General features: G+C 40.2%; 19 protein-coding genes and 2 tRNA genes. 12 read left to right on the top strand and 9 right to left on the bottom strand.

Annotated elements, in window-relative coordinates; translation table 11 throughout:
- The first annotated feature begins 4 nt into the window (after nucleotides 1-4).
- A complete protein-coding gene (locus DFQ12_RS01910) occupies nucleotides 5-796 on the top strand; it encodes a heme ABC transporter ATP-binding protein (RefSeq protein WP_120257341.1) in 792 nt (263 codons plus the stop codon).
- Between the two features lie 122 nt (nucleotides 797-918).
- Complete coding sequence (locus DFQ12_RS01915) at nucleotides 919-1,881, top strand: helix-turn-helix transcriptional regulator (protein WP_120257342.1); 963 nt, start codon at nucleotides 919-921, stop codon at nucleotides 1,879-1,881.
- On the opposite strand, the gene pdeM is transcribed toward DFQ12_RS01915, so the two are convergent.
- Genes pdeM through DFQ12_RS01935 form a run of 4 tightly spaced genes read right to left on the bottom strand, consistent with a single transcriptional unit; the run spans nucleotide 1,882 to nucleotide 7,559 of the window.
- A complete protein-coding gene (pdeM, locus tag DFQ12_RS01920) occupies nucleotides 1,882-2,538 on the bottom strand; it encodes a ligase-associated DNA damage response endonuclease PdeM (RefSeq protein ID WP_120257343.1) in 657 nt (218 codons plus the stop codon). It abuts the gene before it with no gap.
- Entirely contained in the window at nucleotides 2,535-4,997 is a 2,463-nt protein-coding gene (locus DFQ12_RS01925) for a ligase-associated DNA damage response DEXH box helicase (RefSeq protein ID WP_120257344.1), read from the bottom strand. Before DFQ12_RS01925 ends, pdeM begins: the two co-directional genes overlap by 4 nt.
- A gap of 1 nt (nucleotide 4,998) precedes the next feature.
- On the bottom strand, nucleotides 4,999-6,579 hold the full coding sequence (locus tag DFQ12_RS01930; protein WP_120257345.1) for an ATP-dependent DNA ligase: 1,581 nt from the start codon (nucleotides 6,577-6,579) through the stop codon (nucleotides 4,999-5,001).
- Nucleotides 6,576-7,559 carry a ligase-associated DNA damage response exonuclease gene (locus tag DFQ12_RS01935; RefSeq protein ID WP_120257346.1) on the bottom strand — a complete coding sequence of 328 codons (984 nt, stop codon included), beginning with the start codon at nucleotides 7,557-7,559 and terminating at the stop codon, nucleotides 6,576-6,578. Before DFQ12_RS01935 ends, DFQ12_RS01930 begins: the two co-directional genes overlap by 4 nt.
- Nucleotides 7,560-7,775: 216 nt before the next feature.
- On the opposite strand from DFQ12_RS01935, the gene DFQ12_RS01940 reads away from it, so the two are divergent.
- The 5 genes from DFQ12_RS01940 (at nucleotide 7,776) to DFQ12_RS01960 (ending at nucleotide 14,502) form a co-directional block, all read left to right on the top strand.
- Entirely contained in the window at nucleotides 7,776-9,260 is a 1,485-nt protein-coding gene (locus DFQ12_RS01940; RefSeq protein ID WP_120257347.1) for a hybrid sensor histidine kinase/response regulator, read from the top strand.
- A complete protein-coding gene (locus DFQ12_RS01945) occupies nucleotides 9,250-12,849 on the top strand; it encodes a response regulator (protein ID WP_120257348.1) in 3,600 nt (1,199 codons plus the stop codon). The genes DFQ12_RS01940 and DFQ12_RS01945 overlap by 11 nt, the downstream gene beginning before the upstream one ends.
- 13 nt (nucleotides 12,850-12,862) lie before the next feature.
- Nucleotides 12,863-13,234, top strand: coding sequence for a response regulator (locus DFQ12_RS01950; protein ID WP_120257349.1), 372 nt, complete (start codon nucleotides 12,863-12,865; stop codon nucleotides 13,232-13,234).
- 2 nt (nucleotides 13,235-13,236) lie between these two features.
- A complete protein-coding gene (locus DFQ12_RS01955) occupies nucleotides 13,237-14,067 on the top strand; it encodes a CheR family methyltransferase (protein WP_120257350.1) in 831 nt (276 codons plus the stop codon).
- Nucleotides 14,068-14,139: 72 nt separating this feature from the next.
- The gene (locus DFQ12_RS01960) at nucleotides 14,140-14,502 is read left to right on the top strand and encodes a response regulator (protein ID WP_120257351.1); all 363 of its coding nucleotides are present in this window, start codon (nucleotides 14,140-14,142) and stop codon (nucleotides 14,500-14,502) included.
- Between the two features lie 309 nt (nucleotides 14,503-14,811).
- Here DFQ12_RS01960 and DFQ12_RS01965 read toward each other — a convergent pair.
- Together DFQ12_RS01965 and DFQ12_RS01970 are read right to left on the bottom strand one after the other, a co-directional pair.
- Nucleotides 14,812-14,896 (bottom strand) — tRNA-Ser (locus DFQ12_RS01965).
- Between the two features lie 55 nt (nucleotides 14,897-14,951).
- Entirely contained in the window at nucleotides 14,952-15,470 is a 519-nt protein-coding gene (locus tag DFQ12_RS01970; protein ID WP_120257352.1) for a YceI family protein, read from the bottom strand.
- Between the two features lie 185 nt (nucleotides 15,471-15,655).
- On the opposite strand from DFQ12_RS01970, the gene DFQ12_RS01975 reads away from it, so the two are divergent.
- From DFQ12_RS01975 to DFQ12_RS01985, 3 genes are all read left to right on the top strand, one after another.
- Nucleotides 15,656-15,729 (top strand) — tRNA-Arg (locus DFQ12_RS01975).
- A 342-nt stretch (nucleotides 15,730-16,071) separates the two neighbouring features.
- Nucleotides 16,072-16,368, top strand: a complete 297-nt coding sequence (locus DFQ12_RS01980; RefSeq protein ID WP_120257353.1) for an MGMT family protein — start codon at nucleotides 16,072-16,074, stop codon at nucleotides 16,366-16,368.
- 14 nt (nucleotides 16,369-16,382) lie between these two features.
- Nucleotides 16,383-16,910, top strand: a complete 528-nt coding sequence (locus DFQ12_RS01985; protein WP_120257354.1) for a DUF1697 domain-containing protein — start codon at nucleotides 16,383-16,385, stop codon at nucleotides 16,908-16,910.
- Between the two features lie 102 nt (nucleotides 16,911-17,012).
- On the opposite strand, the gene mgrA is transcribed toward DFQ12_RS01985, so the two are convergent.
- A complete protein-coding gene (gene mgrA / locus DFQ12_RS01990; RefSeq protein ID WP_120257355.1) occupies nucleotides 17,013-18,050 on the bottom strand; it encodes an L-glyceraldehyde 3-phosphate reductase in 1,038 nt (345 codons plus the stop codon).
- Nucleotides 18,051-18,157: 107 nt separating this feature from the next.
- Between mgrA and DFQ12_RS01995 the strand changes: the two genes are divergently transcribed.
- Nucleotides 18,158-18,799 (top strand): peptidylprolyl isomerase, encoded by a 642-nt coding sequence (locus tag DFQ12_RS01995; RefSeq protein ID WP_120257356.1) that lies wholly within the window; start codon nucleotides 18,158-18,160, stop codon nucleotides 18,797-18,799.
- Between the two features lie 60 nt (nucleotides 18,800-18,859).
- Here DFQ12_RS01995 and DFQ12_RS02000 read toward each other — a convergent pair whose 3' ends face one another.
- Entirely contained in the window at nucleotides 18,860-19,495 is a 636-nt protein-coding gene (locus DFQ12_RS02000) for an HdeD family acid-resistance protein (RefSeq protein ID WP_120259183.1), read from the bottom strand.
- Nucleotides 19,496-20,019: 524 nt separating this feature from the next.
- Entirely contained in the window at nucleotides 20,020-20,859 is an 840-nt protein-coding gene (locus tag DFQ12_RS02005; protein WP_120257357.1) for an aldo/keto reductase, read from the bottom strand.
- A 273-nt stretch (nucleotides 20,860-21,132) separates the two neighbouring features.
- Here DFQ12_RS02005 and DFQ12_RS02010 point away from each other — a divergent pair, with 273 nt between their 5' ends.
- Complete coding sequence (locus DFQ12_RS02010) at nucleotides 21,133-23,352, top strand: NADP-dependent isocitrate dehydrogenase (RefSeq protein WP_120257358.1); 2,220 nt, start codon at nucleotides 21,133-21,135, stop codon at nucleotides 23,350-23,352.
- The last annotated feature ends 62 nt before the right edge of the window (nucleotides 23,353-23,414 follow it).

A 23,414-nucleotide genomic window follows, 5' to 3' on the forward strand; every position in this document is an offset into this window, starting at 1 on the left:
TCTTATGTTGCGTGTAGAGAAAATCAACTATGAGCTGAAAGGCCGAAAACTACTGAAAGATATCACCTTTCAGGTGCGTAAAGGTGAGATTTTGGCTGTACTTGGTGCCAATGGGGCCGGAAAGTCCACCTTGATGGGGGTATTATGTGGGGAGAAAAAACCTGATTCTGGGCAGATCCATTTCAATGGAAAGCTACTATCTGCGTATGATGCAGCAGCATTATCCAAATGCAGGGCGCTGTTAAGTCAGCAGCAACAGATGACATTGAGTTTTAAGGTGGAAGAGATTGTTTTAATGGGCAGATACCCCCATTATAGAAATACGCCCACAGCGCACGACTATAAGGTGGTGGCCGAGACGATGGAACTCTGTGGTGTAACCGCTTTTGCCGATAGGGATTTTCTGAGCCTCTCAGGAGGGGAACAACAACGGGTTCATCTTGCCCGTGTCTTAGCACAGATATGGGATAATCCGGATGCCCTTTTATTATTGGATGAACCTATCTCTGCCTTAGACTTACATTATCAGCAAAAAGTGCTTGCAATAGCCAGAGCACTGGCCCGTAAAGGATTTATGGTTATTTTGGTTGTCCATGATGTTAATTTTGCAGCGATGTATGCCGACCGGATCCTGATGCTTAAACATGGACGTAAACTCTTTCATGGAACGCCAGTGGAGGTTTTAGCACAGAAGGAAATCTACACCATTTTTTCGGTTGAATCCAATGTGATCATGAATCCACGTACATTAAAACCTTATGTACAATTGGAGGAGATGGAGATTGATCTAGAGTAGATCTAATGGCTTCTATTTTTTTATGTCTTACAAAAAAATTATTTAGATAGATTATAAATAATTTTTAATTACCGCTCTAATTTGTTAATTTTAATTGCTTCGGGCTTATTTGGATTGAAATCATGTTGGTGAAAAGTAAAATAGTTGAGTTGGCTGATTGGCTTTTTGAAGAAGAAATACCAGATGGCTATGTGCCAGACAAGCCTTTGGTTGAAAATAAAATCACAATCCATACGGAGCCCGTTCACATGGAGAATTTTCAGCTCTCTACATCGGGCTTATTTATATTGCATTCGAAAATGCAATTTGATCGGCCTGTTCAAATATTGACCGAGATCGAAGGGGAGACCATTACCAGTCAATTTATATTTTTTAAACCGGCGGCCAGTAAATTGCCCTATGGGATGAGTAGGCATAATATCCGATATATTCCTTCTGTTAAATCGGTTCATCAAGTAGAACCCGGTATTGAGTATACGTATTTTATTGCTGTTATATCCAAGGAATATTACCTGAATCTTATTAAGCGGGATTCGTTATTGCACCAGCAGTTTGTGCATGAAATCGAAAAAGGAGAATATACTTCGTTTTCAGAAGAAGATCTGATGGCAACCTATGAGATGCAGCATACTATCGCAGAACTTATTGAATCCAAGAAAAAAGGTGAGATACGAAGGCTTCATACCGAATCTCGTATTGTTGAGTTGCTGATGTATCAATTTGAGCAGTACAACGAGAAAAGTGAACAGGTTGTTTCTTTATTCCACGAAGAAGATGTACAACGTCTAGAAATGGCGCGGCAGATTCTCGAACAGCGTATTGCCAATCCGCCGACACAAAAAGAACTGGCGGCAGAGGTATTGACAAGTGAAAGTAAGCTGCGAAAGGATTTTAAGGAATATTTTTCGGTGACCATCCATGATTATTTAACGAGAATCCGCATGGAAAAGGCTAAAAGTTACCTATTGGATGATAAGATGACAGTCTATGAGGTTGCTTTGTTGACCGGATATGGTCATCAGAATAACTTTAGTAGCGCCTTTAAAAAATACTATGGAATTTCCCCAGGTGAACTTAAAATGTAACTAGCTATTCTTTAGTGGGAGGATTATTTCTTCGTGCAAAGCATAGCAATCGTATTCTTCTGACATTTTTCGGCTATCCAGTCCCGTAAACTTGCTAAATGCAGGTAGAATAATCTGTTGCGCTGAAACCCAAAAACAGGGCAGACGGAGATGCTTGTTCGGTGGAAGCTTGATACTGACACCCGGATGAATATGTCCACTGATGGTGAAAACCGAACGATCTATTGCCGGTTCGTGTACAAAGTGGATTTGCTCCATTTCGAATTTGTCGTGATGATAGATTATATTAATCTGCTTAGCTAATTTTTCCACCTGTCTATCATGGTTGCCTATCACCAAATGAAAATTGAGACTGGCATGGTTTTGTTTAAATTCTTCCAGTAGAAGGACTTCCTGATTGATGCCCGCATGAATAAGATCACCGACAACCAAAATGTTTTCTGCTCGGTAGTAATCAATTAAAGAAGCTAGTCTTTGCAGGTCGAGGCTAGATATATCTGAAGGAATCGGAATACCATTTTTACGGAAATGCGCAGCTTTACCAAGATGAAGATCAGATAGAATGAGGGTGTTCTGCTTCGGCCAAAAGATAGTACGTTGATTATTAAGGATAAGTTTTTGTTTATTGAATGTAATGTGCTGTTCCTGTATATTCATTTTCTTCGTCCACGTTTTGATTTATTTGCATGCTCCATGCGTTGAATTCGCTCGATCAACGCTTCACTAGAAAGGGACTGACGTAAACTGTCCACTTTGATCGGAAAACTTAGTGGTGTATACTCCTCTACAAAGGTATAGATGATTTGGCTATTGTTTATCCTTTCAAATGCTTTTATCAGACGGTATTCTTCGAGTTGTTGATTGAACACTTCGGTGAAAGCCTGTTTTAATAATAGATTGTCAGGATCATGATCCATCAAAACACGAAATATAATTCCGGAGGAAGCTTGTAAGGATTTGTTGTTTTGTTGTGTTCCGGGATAGTTTTGTACCACCAATCCGGAAATTACAGCAATATCGCGAAATTTACGGCTCGCCATTTCCGCGGAGTTGATGCTACTGATCACATCCTGCATAAGATTTTCCCGACTCAAGATCTCTGTTAATTGCGTTTGGTCCAAGTGGATTTCTTGGTCGGAATAGAGTTCAAAACCATAGTCGTTCATGGCCATGGAGATGCTAATGGGATAACGTTTGCTGATGCGGTAAGCGATCAAGGCGGCCATGACTTCATGGATCAATCGACCCTCCAGTGGATAGAAAAACAGATGATTCCCCTCGTTGGTCTTGATGTGTTCGACAAGAAATTCTGATTCATTAGGCACAGCCGAAAGGCTTTGCTGCTTCTGGATCAATGGTGAAAGGAAGCGTAGTTCTTTTTCGGCATTGCTGGGAGCTATAGCTTCCGCAAGTTTTTTACGGAGAAAATGGCTCAGATTGGAAGATAGGGGCAATCTACCTCCTAGCCAGCTTGGTGTGATGGCTTTACCGGATGAGTTCTTGACAAATACGGTCATATCCTTGACCATAACGAGTTCAAGAATTCGCCCAGCAAGGTTAAATCGTTCACCTTTCTTCAATTTGCTGATAAAATATTCTTCAATCATACCGATATATCCACCGGAAAGGAATTTTACGCGCATCATGGCATCGCCAACAATGGCGCCGATATTCAGCCGATGAAGAAGGGCGATGCGTCTATTTTTTATTATCCAGTTACCATCGCTGTCTTGTACAACTTTGTGAAATTCCTCATAACGTTTGCCGATTTTGCCACCTGCGGTGATAAAGTACATACACCACTGCCATTCCTCATCTTCCATGTAGTTGAAGGCATGGGTCCGGGCAACGATCTGATGGAGTTCTGTCGACTGGAAACCACCCCCGAGAGCGATCGTGACCATAAATTGCACCAACACATCAAAACTCTGGACCATGGGGTCGCGGTTTTCTATCGTTTGGGTTTTGACAGCTTCCTTTAATGCGGCCACTTCAATGAGCTCCAAGGAATGTGTCGGGACGAAGTAGATGATCGATGTTTCAAAAGGGCTGTGCCCACTTCTTCCGGCACGTTGCATAAATCTGGCAACACCCTTGCTTGATCCGATTTGAATCACGGTGTCAACAGGCTTAAAATCTACGCCCAGATCAAGTGATGAAGTGGATACCACCGCTTTTAGCTTTCCACTGCTCAAATTGTCTTCGATCCATTCGCGGATGTGAGCATCTACCGAGCTGTGATGCAATGCAATCTGTCCGGCAAAATCTGGATGTGCTTGCAGCAATAGCTGATACCATAACTCACTTTGACTACGGGTATTGGTGAAAAGGATGGTGCTTTTGCTTTCCAGGATGATAGGGACGACCTGATTCACGAGATTGCCACCAAGATGGCCTGCCCAGGGAAGAAGCTCTACTTTATCTGGATAGATAGATTTGATTGCAATTTTCTTTTTCTCCTTTGCGACAATCTGTACGCTCTTTTTTTCTCCTGGCAACAGTACATCCATTGCTTGGTCCAGATTGCCTATGGTGGCGGTGATGCCCCAAATCTGGAGATTTTTATGTTGGTGTTTTAAGTATGATAATGCCAGTTCTACCATGACACCACGTTTATTTCCAATAAGTTCGTGCCATTCATCTACAGTAATGCAGCGTATATTCTTGAAATATTTGTCACGTTGTTTTTGGGCGAGCAATAGATGAAGGCTTTCAGGAGTTACCAAAAGAATATCGGGCATTGCTTTGGTCTGTTGCACTCTGATCTTTGGATCAGTGTCCCCATTACGCACCTGTACAACCCAATCTAATCCGATATCATCTATAGCGGTCTGCATTGCTTTGGCCAAATCCTTTGCCAGAGAGCGCAAAGGCGTGACCCAAAGTAACTTTAATCCTTTTTGGTAGCGTTCAGGATGATTCATGTAGTCGATCAAGACAGCCATAAATACCGAAAATGTCTTGCCAAATCCTGTAGGAGCAATCACCATTCCGCTGTATCCCAGCATGTACCGATCCCAGGTTCTAACCTGGAAGCCAAAAGGGGTATTACCCAAGGATTCAAAATAGCGATTGACGATCTTGAATCCTTCACTATGTATTATCTTCTGACTCAATTTATGTTATTAATTTTTTAATGTTTTCCAATGTATCAATATCTGCTGCCTTTTTGTCCCTACGCCAACGCAAAATTCGTGGAAAACGCAAAGCTACACCAGATTTGTGACGTTTACTGTAACCTATTCCTTCAAAGGCAATTTCAAATACCAGCTCGGGTTTGACAGTTCTTACTGGCCCGAATTTCTCCAACGCATTTTGTCGAATATAGCGGCTAACCTCAAGTATTTCTTTATCTGTAAGGCCTGAATATGCTTTTGCGATACTTACTAAATGATCACCATCTTTAACCGCGAAGGTATAGTCGGTATAATGCGCACTTCTTCGTCCACTGCCTTTCTGCGCATATATCAACACCGCATCGATGGTCATGGGGTTGACTTTCCATTTCCACCAACCACCTTTTTTTCGGCCGACATAATATATGGAGTCTTTCTTTTTAAGCATAATACCTTCACTGTTTAGCTCACGCGATGCAAGTTGTAAGATCCGTAGATCGGCCCAATTTTCGCAAGAAATAAGTGGAGACAATAGTATCGTAGGACCAACATTGTGTTGGTACAACTGTTCCAATAGCTTGCGCCTGTTTTGCAGCGACTCAGATCGGAGGTCTTTACCATCCAATTCCAGTAGGTCATAAAGGTATACAACAATGGGGACTTCTTCACGTAAAGTCTTGGAAATTAGCTTTCGATTGATCCTTTTTTGTAGTTCATTAAAATTCAATATTTGACCGTCTTTTGCAGCCAAGATTTCGCCATCTAGAACAAAACTTCCTTTCCATTTTTTGAGCGCATCGGTAATCTCGGGGAACTGTATGGTGACAAGTTCCTCGCCTCTTGACCAAATAAAGATTTCGTCGCCTCGTTTGATCAGCTGTCCGCGTATACCGTCCCATTTGTATTCGCATTGCCATTCCGCGATTAGACCAAGTTCTTCCACCTCCTTTTCAATGGGGTAAGCCAGACAGAAGGGATAAGGTTTTGAAAGGTTTGTATTGCTATATTCACCTCGGACGAGTTTGTCAAATGCGTAGTCATGAGAGTTCCATTCACCCATAATACTATGGGTGACAATGCTTGGTTCGATCTGGAAATGTGTCGCAATTGTATTTATTAGCCCTTTGGAAGAAACCCCTAAGCGAAAGCTGCCGCCAAGCAATTTATTAAAAATAAAACGCTCAATGGTATTCAACCTATTCCAGGAAGTGAGCACAAATGCTTTTTTTTCTGCCATTGAAGCATTTGCCAACTGTAGGATGTCTTCCATCCATTCACTGAGACTTTTGTTTATTTTTTCAGATGCAGGGGGTAGTAATAGCGCTAAGGTTTCAGAGAGATCACCGACAGCGGCATAACATTCTACAAACAACCACTCTGGGATATTGGTAATTTCCAGTACCCAAGTTTTAAGTTCTTTGGTGGAAATAGGACGCCTTGGCCTTTTGCCAGTCATTAAGGCCAGAAACCAAAGTTTGTCTTTCTCAGGTGCAAAGGTTAGAAAGCGTATAATCGCTTCTTTTTTTAAGCTGGCTTTATTGGTGCTATCCAGCGCATTGACCAATGTTGCAAATTCTATCATACGCTTAACTCTTCCCCGTAATTTGTATTTACCTCTTCCGCCTCAACGCCTATTTCATTTAGGTATTTGCTAAATGAGGCCGTCTGTCCATGGGTTACATACACTTTTTCGGCTCCACTTTCCTTCACCGCTTGTAACAATCCGTTCCAGTCCGCATGATCACTGATGGCGAAACCGGCATCTGCGCTGCGCCACCTCCGTGCGCCGCGAATTTGCATCCAGCCAGAACAGATTGCATAGGCAACATGTGGTATCTTTTGAAGTAGCTGTGTGTCAAGTAATGCTGGAGGCAGTAATACAATCTTGCCGTCTAGGTGTTTCATATCTGTGGTAGGGTCGATAATTTGATAAGACGGTAAATTTATACCAGCATCACTATAGGCTATGTTTAATTTGGCGATACTGTAATGTACATATATTTCGCCCATATCCTTTACTGCGTTTAGTATCCTTTGGGACTTGCCTAATGAATAACCGATAAATACGGATGTCTTTTTGTATCCCTGGTTGTGCATAATCCATGCATTCAAGCGTTGATTTTGCATTTCAACACTTTCCCAGCGATAAATCGGCAGACCAAAGGTACTTTCAGTAATTAGCTCATGACATTTTACGGGTTCAAATGGGGTGGAGAGGCCATCATCCTGGAGCTTGTAATCTCCAGTAAAGACCGTCACTTTTCCTTTATATTCCATTCGTATTTGCGCCGAACCAATGATATGCCCAGCAGGATGTAAAGAAATTTTTACACCGTTGATATGGATAGATTGGTTGTAAGCTAAGCCTTCCACCTGGATATCGGGGCCAATACGACTTTTCAATATACCAACTGTAAAATGGTGACAGAGATATTTTTTCATACCTGGACGCGCATGATCTGCATGCCCATGTGTAATGATGGCAAGATCAACTGGTTGCCATGGTTCCAGGTAAAATTTGCCTGGGATACAATAAATGCCTTTTGATGTGAATTGAATCATATTGAATCCTTGTTTTTGACAACATAACTTCTGTCTATAGCATCTTATGTATTCAAACAGGTAGCAATAAGTTAAAGTTTTGTTTATTTTTTAGTGAAAGTCAATCCTAGTATTTAAATTGCGGATGTAATGAAATTTTTTGCCTGAAATGATTATCGGGTGGATTCGGTTAATTTTTTTACATTTGTTTACTTTGATTCTTAGTTTTAGCTCTCTATGATATTAATAGTCGATGACAACCCCGATAATATTTATTCGTTACAAAAGTTATTAGAATCCAAAAATTTTAAAGTCGATACCGCCCAGTCTGGCGAAGAAGCTTTAAAGAAGATTTTAAAATATAATTATGCTTTAATCATATTGGATGTGCAGATGCCCGATATGGATGGTTTTGAAGTTGCCGAGAACATTGCTGGATTCAGTAAGACCAAGGAGACGCCTATCATATTCTTGTCTGCCGTCAATACAGATAAACGCTTTATTACCAAGGGTTATGATTCTGGAGGTTTGGACTATGTAACCAAACCTGTTGATCCGGATATCCTGATGCTCAAAGTCAAAACATTCTATAGGCTATATGAGCAGACACAAGCGTTAAAAGATATTCAGCAGACCTTAGAGAGGGAGGTAGAGGGGCGGAAGCAAGCACAAAAAGAGCTTCGCTCGAAAGTGGATTATTTGCATACGTTACTGGAATCATTGCCTCAAATTGCGTTTACCTGTGACCATCGTGGGAATATCGGTTTTGTCAATGGTCGTTGGTTTCAATTTTCGGACAATGAGCATACTTTTCCGCAGACACATCCTGATGACAGACCGATTGCTGCCGAGTTGCAAGAAAGTCTTGAATCCGGCAAACCTCTGGAAATGGAGGTACGGGTCAAAAAGCGGGATGAATCGGGGTATTCCTATCAATTATTAAGGGTTTGGCCAATTTTAGAGAATGGTGAAAATAATTGGGTAGGAACCTTTACTGATATAGATGCCCAGAAAAAAGCTGAGAAAGAAAAGGATGAATTTTTAAGTATAGCCAGTCACGAACTCAAGACTCCGTTGACGAGTATTAAAGCTTATATGCAGTTGCTTGACCGAAAGCTAAAACTTGACAAAGGTTGTGCTGAGTCCAAATATGTCAACAGAGTTCAGGATCAAGTGGAAAAACTCAATAGTCTGATTACCGATTTGCTCGATTTATCAAAAATTGACAATGGCAAATTAGGTATCAATAAAAAAGTCTTTTCGCTTGAACGTATGGTTCAGAATGCCATTGATTCCATCGTGCAGACCCATGATCAGAGCAATATGGAACTCTATAGACAAGGAGATATTTCCGACTTAATGGTATATGGGGATGAGATACGGCTTGAGCAGGTTCTGGTTAATTTTTTAACCAATGCTTATAAATACGCGGCTGGAACAGAGAAGGTAATCGTTGATTGTGAAGTCATGGTAGACTTTGTCAAAGTGAGTGTGATAGATTTCGGAATTGGAATACCCGAAAGCAAACAGCCTGAAGTTTTCGATAAGTTTTACCGTGTGGAAGAAACTTCTTTTGATTTTCAGGGGCTGGGAATAGGCCTTTATATTTGTTCGGAAATTATACGTAGCCACCAAGGTACAATTGCCGTCGAAAGTTCAGCCGGTAATGGAGCCACTTTTTATTTTACAATACCATTAAATCTGCCTACAGATGCCAAATAAAACACTGAATAACTTATCTATAGGAATTGGCTTGTCCTTATTTGTACTGTTGGTGAGTTCCACAGCCTCCTATCTAGGGATTAAAGAGCAGAATAAACACCGCCAGGAGTTGACCGCTACCCGGAAGATAATCAGTTTATCAAATATTATCCTGAATTCTTTACAGGGGGCTGAAACGGGAAACAGGGGCTATTTGCTCACCGGGAAAGAGAATTACCTGGAGCCATTCAACCAAGCTTTAGAGAACCTGCCGATTGAATTGAAGGAAATAAAGGAGCTTACGGAAGCAGATCCGGTCCAAAAGGTTCGCGTAGATAGTTTATTTACAGCGGCTCAGCAAAGGTTAGCTGTATTAAAAGAATCAGTGAATATCAAAAGAAATGGCGGGACTGTAAGTCTGGCACATCTAGACGAGAGCAAATCCGCCATGGACAAATGCCGCGCCATTATCAAGGATATTATTCACTATGAAGATGACGATATCGACCAGAAATCTGCCAATTTAGATAACTCTTCTTTTATAACGACCTTATTTATCGTTATCAGTGCTTTACTATCTTTGATTATTACAGCATACTTTTATTTTCGGCTGAGGGCTGACTTTCTTAAACGTTTAGCACTGGAAAAATCGCTGGTGGAAAAGGATGAAGGAATTGCACGCAGACTAAATCTGGTTCAACAAATCACCAATCGTATTGCTGCCGGAGATTACAATGTAAAAGCAGAAGATATCGAGGATGATGATCTCGGTGCGATCGCAAAATCTGTGAATCGGATGTCAAAATCCTTGAAAAAATCGTTTGATCAGCTTAAAGACAATGACTGGTTACATATGGGATATGCTGATCTCTATACGGGATTGGTCGGCAACAAAACCGAAAGATTACTCACGACAGATGCAATAAAAGGATTAGTAAATTATATTGGCGCTATCACGGGAGCGATATATATATTCAATGACGAAAAGCTTGAACGATCAGGATGTTATGGATTGGATCCGAAAACACAGCTTTATTTCCTTCCGGGTGAAGGCTATGTAGGACAAGTATTCGTCGATAAGGAATTAAAAGTCGTCAATAATATCCGTACAGAAGATTATCTGGTCAGTTTTGCCAGTGGCAAAATCAATGTACCACATCTTATTTTTGCACCTATCGTATCGGCGGATCAAGTATTGGGTGTTTTGGAGATTGGACATGGTCAGCCATTTACAGAAATAGAAGTAACGTTCCTGACGGAATGTGCCAGACAACTTGGTATCGCTATAGCGTCAGCAAAAGGTCGTGCCAAAATCCAGGCACTTTTAGAGGAAACACAGGTTCAATCGGAGGAATTATTGTCACAACATGCTGAACTTGAGAACCTAAATACGGAATTGGAGGCCCAGACCCTGCGCTTACAGTCATCTGAAGAGGAACTGAAGGTACAACATGAAGAATTGATGCAATCTAACCAGGAGTTAGAGGAACGTTCAAAATTGCTGGAGGATAAAAATTTATTGATTGCCGAGCGGAATCAGGAGATTCAACAGAAGGCGGAAGAACTTGCGTTGAGTACAAAATATAAGTCGGAATTTTTAGCAAATATGTCTCATGAACTGCGTACACCGCTAAATTCTATTCTGCTACTTTCTCGCCTGTTATCCGAAAATAATGAACAGAATCTGAGTTCGGATCAGATTGAATCGGCTAAAGTGATCCAAAGTTCCGGAACAAGTCTATTGACATTAATAGACGAGATATTGGATCTTTCAAAGATTGAATCTGGTAAGATGACCTTGGAATATGCGAGCCTAAATTTAAATGATATTTCTGCAGATCTGAATAATTTATTCTTGCCATTGGTCAATGAGAAAGGCTTGGCCTTCACGATCAATATTGATCCCAACCTCAACCAACGTTTTCAGGGAGATCGTCTTAGAATAGATCAGGTATTGCGTAATCTGATTTCTAATGCGATTAAATTTACTGCGGCAGGCGAAGTGAGATTGGATATTTATGAGGACAGTGTGGCTAAAGATAAACTTGTTTTTGCGGTTGTAGACTCCGGTATTGGGATACCATTAGAGAAACAAAAGATAATTTTTGAAGCTTTCCAACAAGCAGATGGTTCCACGCGGAGGAAATTTGGTGGTACAGGATTAGGTTTATCCATTAGCAGGGAGATTGCCCGCTTGCTCGGAGGGGAAATTAGGTTAGTGAGTGAGGAAGGGAAAGGTAGTACGTTTTTATTTATCATTCCGAATCATCAAGTGGAACTTGATGAAGTTCGCTCAAAGGAGCAGCAGCTCGTAGAAGAGATCCATTCTGAAATTGAGGAGGTGCGTGAGCTTGTCATGGACGATGCCTACAATCCTGCGACAATACGTATACCCGAAGAACTGCCTGATGATCGGAATCATATTACTGAGGAAGATAAGGTTATTCTGATTGTCGAAGATGATATCAATTTTGCGAAAGCACTATTGAAATATGCGCATAGCCAGCACTATAAAGGTGTTGTCGTGGTACGGGGAGATCATGCGCTACCAGTGGCCAAGAAGTACCATCCGCAGGCTGTGTTATTGGATATTCAGTTACCCATCATGGATGGCTGGGCTGTGATGGATGAATTAAAAGGGGATAAGGAGACACGGCATATTCCAGTCCATATCATGTCCTCCCTTGAGGTGAAGAAGGAAAGTTTGCTCAAAGGTGCGATTGATTTTATCAATAAACCTGTTGCGCTAGAGCAGATGACATCGGTGTTCCAGAAAATTGAATCCGCATTGAGTAGGTCCCCGAAAAAGGTTCTTATTGTCGAAGAAAATCCTAAACATGCTAGTGCATTGGCTTATTTTTTAAGTAGTTTTAATATTTCACTTGAAGTAAAAGATAATGTGTCTGATAGTATCGATGCATTGGGAACTGCTGAGGTAGACTGCGTAATCTTGGATATGGGGGTGCCTGATGAAATGGGCTACAATACGCTGGAAGCCATCAAACAGCATGAAGGACTTGAAAATCTACCTATAATCATATTTACTGGCAAAAATCTATCGAAATCTGAGGAGCTGAAAATTAAAAAATATGCAGACTCTGTCGTTGTCAAAACTGCGCATTCCTATCAGCGTATCCTTGATGAGGTTGGCTTATTTCTGCATTTGATTGAAATTAACAATTCAGATGATGTGAGACGGAAAAACAATGGCTTGGGGGCTTTGACCGATGTGCTGAAAGGGAAAAAAGTATTAGTGGCCGATGATGATGTTCGCAATATATTTTCGATGACAAAAGCATTGGAAAAATTTCAGGTGCAAGTCATTCCGGCAATGGATGGTAAGGAAGCCCTAGAAGTGCTGAACTCAGGTGAGGCTATTGATATTGTGCTGATGGATATGATGATGCCTGAAATGGATGGTTATGAAACAATCAAGAATATTAGACAGACACCTCCATTTGCAACATTGCCTATCATTGCGGTTACGGCCAAATCTATGATTGGCGATCGGGAAAAATGTATACAAGCGGGAGCTTCAGACTATATTTCAAAACCTGTTGATATAGATCAGCTTCTCTCATTGTTGCGGGTATGGTTGTACGAGAATTAATGGAGACGGTTTAATGAATCGAAATAAGGTAATATTAATTGTGGACGATGACAACCGAAATATTTTCGCGCTGGGGCTAACCTTAAGAGCGAGGGGATATCAGGTCGTTAGTTGTGCCATGGCAAAGGAAGCAATAGAACTATTGGAGGCTGAAAATAATGTTTCATTGGTTTTGATGGACATGATGATGCCTGAAATAGATGGGTATGAGGCTATTCGTTTAATTCGCAGTTCTACTGCTATTAAAGATCTTCCGATTATAGCGGTGACAGCACAGGCAATGAGTGGGGACCGAGAAAAATGCCTCGCAGCGGGGGCACAGGCGTACGTGTCAAAGCCAATTGATGTAGATATACTAATGGTTGAAATAGAACAGTTAATTTAGCCATGTTGGGCCATAATATAATTAAAGATGAGGAGATAGATATTTTACTGGAAGATATCTACCAACGCTATGGCTACGATTTTATACAATATAGTCGGGCTTCGATCAAAAGAAGGATTAATCGAATCATGACGAATGACCGATTTGCGAGTTTTGCGGAACTCCGGTTTGCGCTAAAAGACGATCCGCAGTTTCTTCAGCATTTTGTTGAGGAGATTACCGTTAATTTGACTGAAATGTTTAGGGATCCGTTGTTTTTCAAGCAATTGCGTGAGGAGATTTTGCCGCAACTGGGGACCTATCCGCTGATCCGGATTTGGATCGCTGGATGCTCAAGTGGAGAGGAGGCTTATTCGCTCGCAATTTTATTGAAGGAGGCCAATCTGCATCATAAATCGTTGATCTATGCAACGGATATTAATCCGCGGGTATTAGAAATAGCGCGTAATGGAATCTATCCATTAAGTCAGATTAAGTCGTTTTCAGAAAATTATATTGAATCCGGTGGGAAGCAGGACTTTTCTAATTATTATACGGCAAATTATGAATGGGCAAAATTTAACCCGGAACTGAAACAAAAAATGATCCTATCGACCCATAACTTGGTGTCAGATACCTCGTTTAACAGCTTTCAATTGATACTGTGCCGGAACGTGTTGATTTATTTCAACAAGGATTTACAGGACCGCGTTTTTAAACTGTTTGATGCAAGTTTGGAAAATTTGGGATATCTTGCATTGGGCAGCAAGGAAACCATAAGGTTCTCCAGTATACAACAGAATTTCACCGCAGTGGGTGATCAAAAAATTTGGAAAAAACTTTATTCGTTATAATATGGTTCTATTTAGAAATGGTATGACATTCAGACCATAGTAGACCCCTATAAAAGACATAAATTAAGCTATATGAGCAAAAGAAAAACTGTACTGATATTTGAAGATGATACGATTATTTTGGAGGTCATAACAGTCGTGCTGACAGATTTGGGGTTTCATGTAGAAGTCTCCGAGACTTCACACGATATTATTCAAAAGGTAGAAACTACAGAACCTAATCTTATTTTGATGGACAATTGGATCCCAAATATTGGGGGAGTAGAGGCAACCCGCCTGCTGAAGGCTGATGACCGGTTTAAACATATTCCGGTTATTTATGTGTCCGCCAATAACGATATTGAATCATTAGCCGCCCGCGCAGGAGCAGATGATTTTCTGTCCAAGCCCTTTGATCTGGATGATCTGGAAGATATTGTTAATAAACATATCTAACAAAAATCGTACTATTGATATGTCCTACTGACAAACGATTTATAGCCTACAGACCTTTGTAGGCTTATTCTACTGTACCTGGAGAAGTATTATGCCTCCCCAATTGCCAAACCTTCTGGTTCGCATCCCAATACAACGGAAAAAGCCTTTCATTTCTGAAAGGCTTTTTCTGCGGAGAGTGAGGGATTTATCGCGTCCCACACCCCCTTGCCATAACCCGCGATGATAAAGTTCGAACCCCGGCCAACCCTTCTGGTTCGCATCCGAATACAACGAAAAAAGCCTTTCATTTCTGAAAGGCTTATTCTGCGGAGAGTGAGGGATTCGAACCCCCGAACCTGTGACAGTTAACGGTTTTCAAGACCGCCGCATTCGACCACTCTGCCAACTCTCCGCGACAAAAGTACGAATTTTTGCTCTCCTGCCAAATTTTATTTTAGAAATACTTCTTATTTTGCTTTTATAAACTGGATATCAGCACTAAATTTTACGTCATCACTCACCATCACACCACCTGTTTCAAGAGCTGCATTCCAATTAAGTCCAAATTCTGAGCGTTTGATCTTTCCTTCTACGATAAATCCAGCTTTGGTATTTCCCCAAGGGTCTTTCTGAATACCTGCAAATTCCAATTCAAAAACGACAGGTCGAGTCACGTCCCGGATAGTCAGATTTCCTTTGATTTCTTCATTCGCTAAGCTTGTTGCTTCAAATGTTATCGCTGGATATTTTTCTACGTCAAAAAAATCAGCACTTTTTAAGTGTCCATCCCGTTGTTCATTTCGTGTATTGATTGATGCTGTATCGATAGTTACTTTTGCAAGAGCATTATCAAAATTATCATCGTCTGTATCAAGATCTATTTTAAAATTGTCAAAGTTTCCTTTAACATTTGTGATCATCATGTGTTTTACTTTGAATTCTATCTCGCTATGTGCAGCGTCTAATTCCCATTTTCCTTGTGCCATAATTTTTGTATTTTCTTATTTGTTTAATAATACAAAGGTAACAGCAGCTTTTAAATTTTTGTTTGACCTAGATCAATAAAATAATCTTATTGAAAAGCAATCAGTTATTGAAAAACCGCAAAAAAAAGCATATGATATTTTGGAATTGTTGAACAAATGTCTACTTTTGCATTACCGAAAACGACGCGCCAATAGCTCAGCTGGATAGAGCATCGGTTTTCTAAACCGACGGTCTCAGGTTCGAATCCTGATTGGCGTACAAAATTGTAAAGAGGTTCTTAATAATTATATTAAGGACCTTTTTTACTTATTAGCAATTTGTAGCCATGCTAGATGAATCTTTCCTAACCTAGGATCTGAACAGGTGTTGTTTTCCTTTTGAAGTTATCTCCTTTATTAAAACACGCACTGTTTTTAGCGGAACTATGCAGCCTGAGGGTAAATTTATCCACAATTTAAGTTTAGTCATGCTATCGTTAAGCATCTGTTTTTTTGTATCTTTAGTCGACATTGAATTATATTGATTTTGGCTTATCATTACTGATCTGAACGATCTGTAGGGCCTAATGATAAGTTGAGTTAGGGATCTAATAGATACAATATGGATGAAACATTTAAACAGCAAGTGTATGAATTGGCGAGATTAATTCCAAAAGGGCGAGTTTCAACATATGGCGCAATTGCTAAAGCGCTGGGTTATCCAAATCATTCCCGCCATGTTGGAAAAGCAATGGGAGGATGTCCCAAAGATGTGCCTGCGCATCGGGTGATTTCAAGTGGCGGAGTACTGTCGGTTCCTGAGTTTCAGTCTAAACTCGAAAACGAAGGCGTTGGAATAAATAATCTCAGGATCAAGGATTTTAAAAAGATATTTTGGAATCCGATGGATGAAATTTAATAAATCGATAAAAGATGAAATACTGCGCGTTTTTACGAGGGGTAAATGTAAAGGGAACCAACATGAAGATGGTCGATGTATGCCAGGTATTTAAAGATGCTGGGATGGATCATGTGAGTTCGGTGTTGGCTTCCGGAAATATTGTTTTTTCTTCGGATAGGTCCGCGGAAGAACTTAAAATAGTTCTGGAAGCAGCGATGTCCAGTTATTTTTCCTATGAAGCCTTCCTTTTCATTAAGTCGCAGGAAGAAACGAGTTTATTCTGGAGTAACATTCCCTTTGAAAAACATCCTGATTTTCATATTTATGGTTTTGTAGGTTTACATGGGATAGAAGAAGTTCTCCTAGATGAATTTAATAAAAGTACCAAAGCCGATAATGAAAAAGCGGAAGTGATCAATGGACTGTTTTACTGGCAGGTCCCCAAAGGAAATACATTGGATTCAACATTCGGAAAAGTATTGGGTAAGAAAAGTCTGAAAGATAAGTTCACAAGCAGGAATGTGAATACATTTGAGAAAATTTTGAAGATCATGCATTAAATCAATGTGTGTTGATTTAATGGAATTATATGTAAAAAGCGTATTGATTACCTCAAGATAATCAATACGCTTTTATGTTAATGAAGTAATCTATACTTTGATCTAACCTTTATTAATCTCCGCAGATTGAGCCCATATATTGATATGTCCATCTTTTGCATACAGATCAATCTCATGAATTTCTTCTGGACTAAATGATAGGTTTTTGAGCGATCCTACACAATCGATGACCTGTTGCGGCTTGGATGCGCCGATCAGTGCCGAAGTCACTTGCTGCTTGCGAAAGACCCAAGCGATGGCCATTTGGGCCAAAGACTGCCCCCTGCGTTGTGCAATCGCATGAAGTGCCTGGATATTCTGTCTGTTTTCCTCACTTAAGAACTTGGTCTGCAACGATTTTGATTGTGATGCCCTGCTATCCTCTGGGATATGATGTAAATATTTGTCCGTTAGCATGCCCTGGGCGAGTGGCGAAAAAACAATAGAGCCAATACCGATTTCATCCAGTGTGTCCAATAGCCCATCTGTCTCAACCCATCGGTTTAACATAGAATAGCTGGGCTGATGGATTATAAACGGTGTTCCTAAGGATTTCAATATTGCGTAAGCCTCTTTGGTACGTTGCGAATTATAAGACGAAATGCCAATATAAAGGGCTTTTCCACTCCGTACAAGTTGATCCAACGCCATCATGGTTTCTTCTAATGGTGTGTTTGGGTCAAAGCGATGTGAATAGAAAATGTCAACATAATCTGTACCTAGACGTTTTAAAGATTGATCGCAGCTGGAAATAATATACTTTCTGCTGCCCCATTCGCCATAAGGACCATCCCACATGTGGTACCCCGCCTTCGACGAAATAATCAATTCATCCCGGTGGCCAGCGAACTGTTGTTTAAGAATCTGTCCGAATGCAGTTTCTGCACTTCCTGGAGGCGGACCATAATTATTGGCAAGGTCAAAATGCGTGATTCCAAGATCAAAGGCTGTCGTACAGATATCAACTTTGGTTTGGTGGGCTGTATCGTTTCCAAAGTTGTGCCATAGACCTAAAGAAATAGCTGGTAACTGAAGACCGGATTTACCACAACGATTGTATATCATCTGTTGGTAGCGATCAGGGTTTGGGATATACTGCATAAATTTGAATTGTTATAATCCAAATATAATAATAAACGGATTTCCTCGAATTGAAATTTAGTGTATTTTTATACGAAATTTTGAATAAGTTGATCCTGTTAAAAAATATGAAGAAAATCACACTGATTATAGGCCTGTTGTTCATCTGCATGAGTAACAGTAATGCCCAGTCAAAGCGGCTGTTATTTAAAACCGCATTTGGAGAATTTAAGGTGGTGCTCTATGATTTTACGCCAAATCATCGGGATCTGATCTTAAAGTCCATAAAGGATACTGTCTACCAAGGCGCATTGTTTAATCGCATTATTGAAAATTTTGTGGTACAAGGTGGTGAGCACGATATAGATATCGAAAGGAGAGAGGCGGTAGATCCCCAGCACCGTAAACCCCGTTTGGCTGCGGAATTCGACCAACGTGCTTTTCACAAAATAGGTGCATTGGGGGCGGGACGTGATGGTAACCCTGAAAAGGCGTCTTTCCTAAATCAAATCTATTTTGTCGTTGGAAAGAAGGTCAGTTCTGCTGATCTCGATAGTCTGGAAATAAAAAAGGGTATAAAATACAGTAAAAAACAGCGCAAGGAATATTTAGCTCACGGTGGACAACCTAGGCTTGATCATGATTTTACAGTCTTTGGCGAAATATATCAGGGTCTTGATGTGATCTTGAAGATTAGCCAGGTGAAAACAGATCAACAGGACTTCCCTTTAGAAAAAGTTCCTTTTAGCATCGTGGAGATCAAAGAATAAAACCATCTTTTAAGATGGTTTTATTCTTATAGGAGGAAGCTATTTTTTATATACCTTCCGTTATTTGTTGTGTTGTTCAAACTCTTCTTTTAATTTTTCGTAACGTTCTTTCCATTCGTTAGGAAGTTTGTTGGGGATATTTTTCAGGCTTTTCAGCTGAAAAGCAAATACACAGGCAGCAAAGCCAGCGGTACTAATTGCCATCCCAGTCCATATTACCAGAGATAACCCGGCAAAAAGTGGGTTCCAAAGTAAAATAAAACTAAAAATAATACCTAATAACGCAAATAATGTAATCCAGCCCCAAGATTTACTGCCATAGTTTTTGAGATCAAAGGAGAAGGACACCAATTGAAAAGACCTAAACAAAGCATAAAATCCGACAATAAAAGTCAAAGTTCCTGCAGATAACAGGGGATTGGTCATCAATAAAATTCCAAATAAGGTGTAAAGGATACCACCGGTAAGGTACCAGCCCCAACCGTCAACCTCATTTTTGTTTTGTAAGGCAAAAATAATTTCTAGTATCCCCGAAACAATGAATGACCAGGAAAACAACATACTCAATGCGAGAAAGGATGCGACCGGCGTGGATATCGTATAGAAACCCAATAAAATCAAAAGAATTCCAATGATAAGCGGAATATACCAATGTTTAATGGAGGATCTGATTGTTTTTAAAAATGAATTTGCCATAATAGTGTTGTTAAATTTAAATCTTTCCGGATTCTTTAAAAATAGTGTAAGATGCTTATACAATATTGACTTCAGCATTTGCAGACTTCAATCCCACTGCAAATTTAGAAATGGAAGTGCCTATGGTATAGATTATTCGTGTCAACTCGCCAATTGGTTCAAATACTTTTTTCAATTACATGCTACTTCTTATCAGCAAACGCTTTGTTGTATATGGACACATTATGCTGTGGGTAGGCCTCGTCGTATTTAATAGTATATGAGTGTTAACAGTTACATTAAACTTTTGTTTCGGACAAGCTCATATTTCTTGTTTTTTTGAATTTGTAAATCATTTTAAAATCATGGATTCGAAGCTAATGGGCGGCGTCAATTTATTGACGGACAGGCAGGATGTCGTAGGCGAACTTGCTGTCGCAATTCAAAATCAACAGGTGTGAGGTGGAAAAAAGATAAAAAAAGAGTCCTCCAAGCATATTCGCTTGGAGGACCCTTTCTATGTGATTTGGAATACTATCGATGATTTAGAATGCTACTTTTTTAGGATCCGATCCGGAGAAGCCCATTGCTGGTAATGTCCGAATTGTCCTGATATCCTCCTCCGTAAGATCGAAGCTATCAATATCCAAGTTTCGTTTAATATTTGCCGGATTGGTGGATTTTGGTAGTGGTAAAATGCCCTGCGAGAGTGCAAATTTAATACAGATCTGTCCGACACTGGTCGACTTCTGCTCCGCTAAAGCGATCAGTGTCTCGTCCTGCAATATTCTTCCTGAGCCAAGTGGAGACCATGCCTGCACCAAAATATCATTTGATTTGCAAAGCTCGACAGTTTCCTCTTGCAGATAACCAGGGTGGAATTCAATTTGATTGACAGCCGGGATGATCGTTGCTGTTTCCAATAATTTGGCGAGATATTCTTTCGGGAAATTGCTAACCCCAATAGCTTTTACCTTTCCCTGTTGGTATAAGTATTCAAGGGCTTTCCAGGTATCGGCATTGATCGCTGCCCAATCCTCAAATTGAGTTTCGTTGGCTGGCCAGTGTATCAAATACAGGTCTAGATATTCCAATCCCAAGTCTGCAAGGGATTTTTCAAATGCAGCGATTGTCTTATCATTACCACGTTCAGTATTCCAAAGTTTGGTTGTTATAAATAACGTATTACGAGCTATTCCGCTATCTTTGATCGCTCTGCCGACACTTTTCTCATTACCATAAATTGCTGCAGTGTCAATATGTGTATATCCTGCAACCAAAGCTTCCTTAACAGCTTGGTATGCGTCTTCTCCTTCCGGAATTTGCCAGGTTCCAAATCCAATTGCTGGAATATCAATTCCATTGTTCAATTTGAATGATTTCATGCTTAATAATAATTTTTTGTTTGACTAAATTAGGATTTCAATCCTATTATCTCGTCACTGAAATGTCAAGAGGGCTGTCTTTTAAAGCGATGATGGCAAACTTATTCTGTATTGCCAAAATATATTTATTTTCACAATTTTATTGTCAAAAAGGTCGGATTAACGCATGGTTTATAGCATTAATTCTTATCTTTAGGCGAAATTTTGAGAAATTTAGATTTTTCAATGATTTCACATAGCATTAAAAATTAAACATATTTCTAATAGATTACTATGTCAAACAAATCAAAAATTGTTTGGACAAAAACAGACGAAGCACCTTTGTTGGCGACTTACTCGTTTTTGCCTATTGTACAAGCGATTACAGCTACAGCTGATATCGATGTTGAATTGAGAGATATCTCTTTAGCAGGTCGTGTTCTTGCAAGCTTTCCAGAATTTTTAAAAGAAGATCAGAAAATTGCCGATGCATTGGCAGAGTTGGGTCAGATGGCAACAACTCCAGAGGCAAACATTATCAAGTTGCCAAATATTTCAGCGTCTATTCCACAGTTGAAGGGTGCTATTGCCGAATTACAAAAAGCTGGTTATGCTATTCCAAACTATCCAGATGAAGCAACTACTGAGGAAGAAAAATCCATCAAGGCTAAATATGCGAAAGTATTGGGGTCAGCTGTAAACCCGGTATTACGTGAAGGTAACTCTGACCGTCGCGCACCTAAGGCGGTGAAGAATTATGCTAAAGCAAATCCACATAAGATGGGTGCTTGGGCAAAGGATTCAAAAACGAAGGTAGCATCGATGACATCTGGTGATTTCTATGGTTCAGAGCAATCTGTAACAGTAGAAAACGCAGGTCAATTCAAAATTGAATTTGTGGATGCGCAAGGATCTGTTACTGAATTAAAAGGTCTTTCTCCGTTAAAAGCTGGTGAAGTGATTGATACTTCGACCTTAAGCTTGAATGCATTGAAAGGTTTTGTTGCTGATGCAATTGCAGAAGCGAAAGCTGCTGGTGTATTGTTATCTGCGCATTTGAAAGCAACCATGATGAAAGTTTCCGATCCAATTATCTTTGGAGCAGTGGTTGAAACATACTTTGCAGATGTGTTTGCAGCGTATGGCGACTTGTTCAAAGAACTGGGGATCAACAAAAACAACGGTTTAGGTGAAGTATATGCTAAAATTGCAGGTCACGCAAAGGAAGCGGAAGTAAAAGCTGCTATCGATGCTGCGATCGCACAAGGTCCTGCTTTGGCAATGGTTAACTCAGATAAAGGTATTACAAATTTCCATGTTCCTTCTGATGTGATTATTGATGCTTCTATGCCAGCAATGATCCGTATCGGTGGTAAAATGTGGAATAAAGAAGGCCAAGAAGAAGATACGATCGCTATGGTTCCTGACCGTTCTTACGCAGGTGTTTATGAAGCTACAATAGAAGACTGTAAAGCAAATGGCGCTTTGGATCCCAAAACAATGGGTTCTGTTCCAAATGTTGGTTTGATGGCTCAGAAAGCGGAAGAATATGGTTCGCACGACAAAACTTTCCAGGCTGCTGGTAATGGTGTGATCCGTGTCGTAGATGCCGAAGGTAATGTATACATGGAGCAAAAGGTTGATGAAGGTGATATCTTCCGCATGTGTCAAACAAAAGATGCACCTATTCAAGATTGGGTAAAATTAGCAGTAAACCGCGCGCGCTTGTCTGGCACTCCAGCAGTATTCTGGTTAGATAAAGACCGTGCTCACGATAGAGAGATCATCAAGAAAGTAGAGAAATACTTGCCTGATTTTGATACAACAGGTTTGGATATTAGAATTCTTTCACCAATAGAAGCTACTAAATTCTCTTTGGAGCGTATTCGTAAAGGCGAAGATACAATCTCTGTAACAGGTAACGTATTACGTGATTATCTGACAGATTTATTCCCTATTTTGGAAGTTGGTACTTCAGCAAAAATGTTGTCTATTGTACCATTGATGAATGGTGGTGGTTTGTTTGAAACTGGTGCAGGTGGTTCGGCTCCAAAACACGTAGAACAATTTCTTCAGGAAGGTTACCTACGCTGGGACTCATTAGGCGAATTTTTGGCACTGGGTGCTTCTTTGGAGCACTTGTCGCAAACGCAAAATAATGCTAAAGCATTGGTTTTAGCAGAGACGTTAGACGAAGCAACAGAGAAATTCTTGGCAAATGATAAATCTCCGGCACGTCGAGTGGGTCAGATTGATAACCGTGGATCTCATTTTTATTTAACATTATATTGGGCTCAGGCTTTAGCTGCTCAAACGAAAGATGCAGATTTAGCAAATCGATTTGCAAGTGTTGCAAAAGTATTGACAGATAACGAAGCTAAAATCAATGAAGAATTGATCGGAGCACAAGGTCAGGCACAAAACATCGGTGGTTATTACTTCCCTAATGACGAATTAGCAACAAAAGCTATGCGTCCTTCAGAGACATTAAATAATGCAATAGCGGGTATTTAATTGCTTATTGTCTTAATTAAATAATGAGAGCCCCGGTCATCGATCGGGGCTCTTCTGTTTAG

The sequence above is a fragment of the Sphingobacterium detergens genome, assembly GCF_003610355.1.
In the GTDB taxonomy this organism is placed as follows: Bacteria; Bacteroidota; Bacteroidia; order Sphingobacteriales; family Sphingobacteriaceae; genus Sphingobacterium; species Sphingobacterium detergens.

Coding starts and splice junctions, on each gene's coding strand:
- DFQ12_RS01910 (WP_120257341.1), top strand. CDS start 5: ATGTTGCGTGTAGAGAAAATCAACTATGAGCTGAAAGGCCGAAAACTA.
- DFQ12_RS01915 (WP_120257342.1), top strand. CDS start 919: ATGTTGGTGAAAAGTAAAATAGTTGAGTTGGCTGATTGGCTTTTTGAA.
- pdeM (WP_120257343.1), bottom strand. CDS start 2,538: ATGAATATACAGGAACAGCACATTACATTCAATAAACAAAAACTTATC.
- DFQ12_RS01930 (WP_120257345.1), bottom strand. CDS start 6,579: ATGATAGAATTTGCAACATTGGTCAATGCGCTGGATAGCACCAATAAA.
- DFQ12_RS01935 (WP_120257346.1), bottom strand. CDS start 7,559: ATGATTCAATTCACATCAAAAGGCATTTATTGTATCCCAGGCAAATTT.
- DFQ12_RS01940 (WP_120257347.1), top strand. CDS start 7,776: ATGATATTAATAGTCGATGACAACCCCGATAATATTTATTCGTTACAA.
- DFQ12_RS01945 (WP_120257348.1), top strand. CDS start 9,250: ATGCCAAATAAAACACTGAATAACTTATCTATAGGAATTGGCTTGTCC.
- DFQ12_RS01950 (WP_120257349.1), top strand. CDS start 12,863: ATGAATCGAAATAAGGTAATATTAATTGTGGACGATGACAACCGAAAT.
- DFQ12_RS01955 (WP_120257350.1), top strand. CDS start 13,237: ATGTTGGGCCATAATATAATTAAAGATGAGGAGATAGATATTTTACTG.
- DFQ12_RS01960 (WP_120257351.1), top strand. CDS start 14,140: ATGAGCAAAAGAAAAACTGTACTGATATTTGAAGATGATACGATTATT.
- DFQ12_RS01970 (WP_120257352.1), bottom strand. CDS start 15,470: ATGGCACAAGGAAAATGGGAATTAGACGCTGCACATAGCGAGATAGAA.
- DFQ12_RS01980 (WP_120257353.1), top strand. CDS start 16,072: ATGGATGAAACATTTAAACAGCAAGTGTATGAATTGGCGAGATTAATT.
- DFQ12_RS01985 (WP_120257354.1), top strand. CDS start 16,383: ATGAAATACTGCGCGTTTTTACGAGGGGTAAATGTAAAGGGAACCAAC.
- mgrA (WP_120257355.1), bottom strand. CDS start 18,050: ATGCAGTATATCCCAAACCCTGATCGCTACCAACAGATGATATACAAT.
- DFQ12_RS01995 (WP_120257356.1), top strand. CDS start 18,158: ATGAAGAAAATCACACTGATTATAGGCCTGTTGTTCATCTGCATGAGT.
- DFQ12_RS02000 (WP_120259183.1), bottom strand. CDS start 19,495: ATGGCAAATTCATTTTTAAAAACAATCAGATCCTCCATTAAACATTGG.
- DFQ12_RS02005 (WP_120257357.1), bottom strand. CDS start 20,859: ATGAAATCATTCAAATTGAACAATGGAATTGATATTCCAGCAATTGGA.
- DFQ12_RS02010 (WP_120257358.1), top strand. CDS start 21,133: ATGTCAAACAAATCAAAAATTGTTTGGACAAAAACAGACGAAGCACCT.